The sequence below is a fragment of the Kitasatospora sp. NPDC034533 genome (assembly GCF_055575155.1).
This window is the reverse complement of sequence record NZ_JBVITE010000147.1, coordinates 1-3247: the sequence shown is the minus strand read 5'-3', so window position 1 is coordinate 3247 and position 3247 is coordinate 1. Positions and strand designations below refer to the sequence as shown.

Here is a 3247-nt window from a genome sequence, read left to right as displayed (position 1 = left end):
GGTGAGCGGTTGTACCGCACGGGTGACCGGGTGAAGTGGACCCAGGACGGGCAGTTGGTGTTCGCCGGTCGTGTGGACGACCAGGTGAAGATCCGAGGTTTCCGAATCGAGCCGGGCGAGGTCCAGACGGTGATCGCCGGGCACCCGCGGGTCGCCCAGGCGGTGGTGATCGCCCGTGAGGACGTCCCCGGTGAGGTGCGTCTGGTGGCGTACGTCGTCGCCGACGACGAAGAGGCGGATCACGCCGAACTGTCCGCTGCGATAAAGAAGTTCGTCGGTGCGCGGCTGCCGGAGTACATGGTGCCGTCGGCGGTCATGGTGCTGGACGGGCTGCCGGTGACCATCAACGGCAAGATCGACCGCCGCGCGCTCCCCGCCCCGGAGTACGCGGCGGGCGCCGGCCGCGAGCCGGTCACCGTCGAGGAGAAGGCGCTGTGCGAGGCCTTCGCCGAGGTGCTGGGCCTGGAGAGCGTCGGCGTCGACGACGACTTCTTCGCCCTGGGCGGCCACTCGCTGCTGGCGGTGCGCCTGATCAGCCGGATCCGTGCGGTGCTGGGTGCGGAGGTATCGCTGCGGGCGCTGTTCGAGGCACCCACCGTGGCTGCTCTCGCCGCCCGCCTGGGCGGGGCCGAGCAGGCCCGGACCGCCCTGGTCGCCGGGGAGCGCCCCGAGCGGATCCCGCTCTCCTTCGCTCAGCAGCGCCTCTGGTTCATCGGGAAGTTGGACGGACCAAGCACCACCTACAACATCCCCGTCGCCCTGAGCCTGGCGGGCGAGGTGGACCGGGTCGCGCTGGGTGCGGCGCTGCGCGACGTGCTCGGCCGCCACGAGGTGCTGCGTACGGTGGTCGCGGTGGCCGACGGCCAGCCGTACCAGCAGGTCGTGGGCCTGGACGAGCTCGACTGGGAGCTGCGGCTGGTCGAGGTCGCCCCGGAGCAGCTGCAGGACGCGGTGGCCGAGGCGACCGGGTATGTCTTCGACCTGTCGTCGGCGGACATCCCGTTCCGGGCGACGCTGTTCTCGGCCGGCTCGGACGAGCACGTGCTGGTGCTGGTGATTCACCACATCGCCGCCGACGGCTGGTCGATGGGCCCGCTGGCCCGGGACATCTCGACGGCGTACGCGGCACGTTCGAAGCGGCGCGCGCCGGAGTGGTCCGAACTGCCGGTGCAGTACGCGGACTACGCGCTGTGGCAGCGTGAGCTGCTGGGTTCTGATGAGGATCCGGAGAGCCTGCTGTCCCGCCAGGTGGCCTACTGGCGCGAGGCGTTGGCTGGTACTCCGGAGGAGCTGGAGCTGCCGTTCGACCATCCGCGTCCGGCGGTGGCGAGCCACCGCGGTCACCGGGTGCCGCTGGACGTGTCACCCGAACTGCACGCCTATCTCGCCGAGTTGGCGCGAGCCGAGGGCGTCACCATGTTCATGCTGCTGCAGGCCGCGCTGGCGGTGCTGTTCTCGCGGCTAGGTGCCGGTACGGACATTCCGATCGGCGCGGCGGTGGCCGGCCGGACGGACGAGGCGCTGGACGATCTGGTCGGGTTCTTCGTCAACACGCTGGTGATGCGTACCGACCTGTCCGGTGACCCGAGCTTCACGCAGGTGCTCTCCCGGGTGCGCGAGGCGGGTCTGGGGGCGTTCGCCAACCAGGACGTGCCGTTCGAGCGGCTGGTCGAGGTGCTGGCCCCGGAGCGCTCGCTGGCTCGCACCCCGCTCTTCCAGGTGCTGCTGACGGTCCAGAACAACGCGCGGACGACCGCGGACCTGCCGGGCGTGCAGGCCGGCGGGGTCTCTGCGGGTGCCGCGGTCGCGAAGTTTGACCTCGATGTGAGCGTGGCCGAGGTCTTCGATGCCGAGGGTCGGCCAGCTGGTCTGCGTGGTGGTGTGACGGCGGCGGCTGACCTGTTCGACGCGGTGTCGGTGGAGCGGCTGGTCGGCCGTTGGCTGCGGGTGCTGGCGGCGGTGGCCACTGATCCGCGGCTGCCGCTGAGCGCGGTGGAGGTGCTGGACGAGGCCGAGCGCCGTCGGCTGCTGGTGGAGTGGAACGACACCGACGCCGAGGTGCCGGCGGGTACGGTGCTGGAGCTGTTCGAGGCGCAGGTGACTGCTTCGCCGGACGCGCTGGCGCTGGTGGCCGAGGGCGTCGAGCTGACCTATCGCGAGTTGGACGCGCGGGCGAACCGGCTGGCGCGGCTGCTGGTGGGCCGGGGTGTCGGTGCGGAGTCGGTGGTCGCGGTCTGCATGGAGCGCGGTGCCGATCTGCTGGTGGCGCTGCTGGCGGTGTGGAAGGCCGGCGGTGCCTACCTGCCGGTGGATGTGGCGTACCCGGCCGAGCGGATCGCCTTCATGCTCGCCGACGCCAACGCGGTGTGCGTCGTGACGGCGGCTGCCTCCCGGCAGCTGCTGCCGGCGTCGCTGCCGGCGGTCGTGGTGGTCGACGAGCCGTCGCTGCTGGCGGAGTTGGCCGGACTGGACGACATCGCTGTGCCGGCGGGCGAGCGCAACGGCAGCCTGCTGCCGCAGAACCCCGCCTACCTGATGTACACCTCGGGGTCCACCGGCACTCCCAAGGGAGTCCTGGTCGAGCAGGGCGCCGTCGCCAACCACATGCGCTGGATGGCAGACACGTTCGCCCTCGACGGGCGCGACCGCGTCCTGGCCCGTACCGCGCTGAGCTTCGACGCCTCGGTCTGGGAGATCTGGCTGCCGCTGACGACCGGCGCCACGGTCTGCCTGGCACCGGTGACGGCCACCAGGGAGCCCGCGCAGCTCGTCGAGTACATCCGCCGGCACCGGGTCACGATCGCCCAGTTCGTGCCGTCCCTGCTCGCCCTGGCGGTGGGGACGGCCGGAGACGGCAGCGCTCTGCCGCTGCGGCGGGTCTTCGTCGGCGGTGAGCCCATCACTCCCGCTCTGGCGGCACAGACCGCTGCCTCTTGGTCGGTGGACCTGCACAACCTCTACGGGCCGACCGAGACCACCGTGCAGATCGCCACCCACGCGTTCGACGCCACCGCCGATGTGACCACCGTGCCCATTGGGCGTCCGGTCTGGAACAGTCGCACCTACGTGCTCGACGCCGGGCTGCGCCCGGTTCCGGTCGGCGTGTACGGCGAGCTGTACGTTGCGGGCGAGCAGCTGGCGCGCGGGTACGCGGGCCGTCCGGGTCTGTCGGCGGAGCGTTTCGTGGCGAGCCCGTTCGAGGCGGCGGGTGCGCGGATGTACCGGACCGGGGACCGGGTTCGGTGGA

The 3247-nt window shown here is 71.6% G+C and carries 1 protein-coding gene; it reads left to right on the top strand.

The window, feature by feature from the left end; translation table 11 throughout:
- Positions 1-30: 30 nt before the first annotated feature.
- A partial coding sequence (locus ACZ55U_RS38920) for an amino acid adenylation domain-containing protein (RefSeq protein WP_465534350.1) occupies positions 31-3247 on the top strand: 3217 nt, incomplete at its 3' end.